This is a genomic window from Acidovorax sp. KPB24-07, assembly GCF_057543315.1.
Genome location: NZ_BAAJYS010000698.1, coordinates 1 through 1,171, shown reverse-complemented (window position 1 = coordinate 1,171; position 1,171 = coordinate 1). Strand labels below are relative to the sequence as shown.

1 protein-coding gene is annotated in these 1,171 nt (G+C 71.8%); it reads right to left on the bottom strand.

Annotation, left to right across the window (positions count from 1 at the left end; translation table 11 throughout):
- A complete protein-coding gene (locus AC27IQ_RS25085) occupies window positions 1-1,074 on the bottom strand; it encodes an endonuclease/exonuclease/phosphatase family protein (protein ID WP_487091235.1) in 1,074 nt (357 codons plus the stop codon).
- Window positions 1,075-1,171 lie beyond the last annotated feature (97 nt).

The window sequence follows — 1,171 nt, the reverse complement described above, 5'->3', positions numbered from 1 at the left end:
TCAGGCCGCAGGCGGCACGGCGGACGTCGTGGGCCTCGTGGGCGTGGAGGCGGGCATCGGCAGGCGCAGCAAGGCGCGGACGAAGCCGTGGTCGGAGCGCGTGCGGTCGCGCCCCTCGTGCAGGTGGTCGTTGAAGTAATCGACCCGCCGCACGTCGCCGGTGTTCGGGCCCGACCGGGCGCTGGGCACGAACTCCTCGCTGACCAGGATCTGGTCCAGCACCGCGGGCATGCCCTGGTGGATGTGCGAGTAGGCCACGTCCTTTTTCAGGGCGGCGTCGCCCTGCACGTCGTAGGCGTTGTACAGGGCCACGTCGCGCGCGCTGCGGTCGTAGGCGACCTCGGTGGTCGCGCAGATGAGCTGCGTGGTCACGCTGTCGGGCGTGTCGTTGAAGTCGCCCAGCAGCACCAGCGGCACGTCGGTGCGCTGCAGCAGGTCCACGACCAGGCAGCGCAGCGCCGCCGCTTCCACGCCGCGCATGATGAGCGAGCGCAGCGAAGCCAGGGCCGCGACCTTGCGGTCGTCGCGGTCCTCCAGCGGCTGCCCGAGGGCGTCGAGCAGGAACTTGGGGCGTTTGGATTTGAGGTGCGCCGTGACCACGTTCACCGTCTGGCCGTGCTTCATGCGCAGGGTGGCCAGCAGGGGCGGGCGTTCGAACCGGTGGTGCGTTCCCAGGCCCGGCACATCGACCGCCAGCGCGGGCGGAAACTCCGCTATCGAGCGCAGCGATTCGACGCGCAGCCGCGTGGCGATGCCCACGCGCGGCGTGCCCTGGGCGCCGTGCGAGGCGCCGGTGTTCTCGGCGCCGGGCACGCTCACGAAGTCGTAGCGCAGGCCGCTGCGGCCGATGGCCGTCTGCAGCGCCTGTTCGTCCCACACCTCCTGCACGGCCAGCACATCGGCATTCAGCGCGCGCAGGCGCCCGCCGAGCCAATCGACCTTGCGTTCGAATTCGGCCTGGGTGTAGGCGTCCTGGTTGGGATAGAACACCCGCCCGGGCAGGGCCAGGTTCAGGGTGTTGCAGGTGGACACCAGCAAGGTGTCCATGGGCCGCGCGGGATCGGCAGGGCGCATGCGTTCCTCAGGATCGGGGCGCGGGCCGGCTGCGGCCGTGCACGGGCGGGGCCGGTGCTTCAGCGGCCGTAGCCGCCACCGCCACCACCCCGGGGGC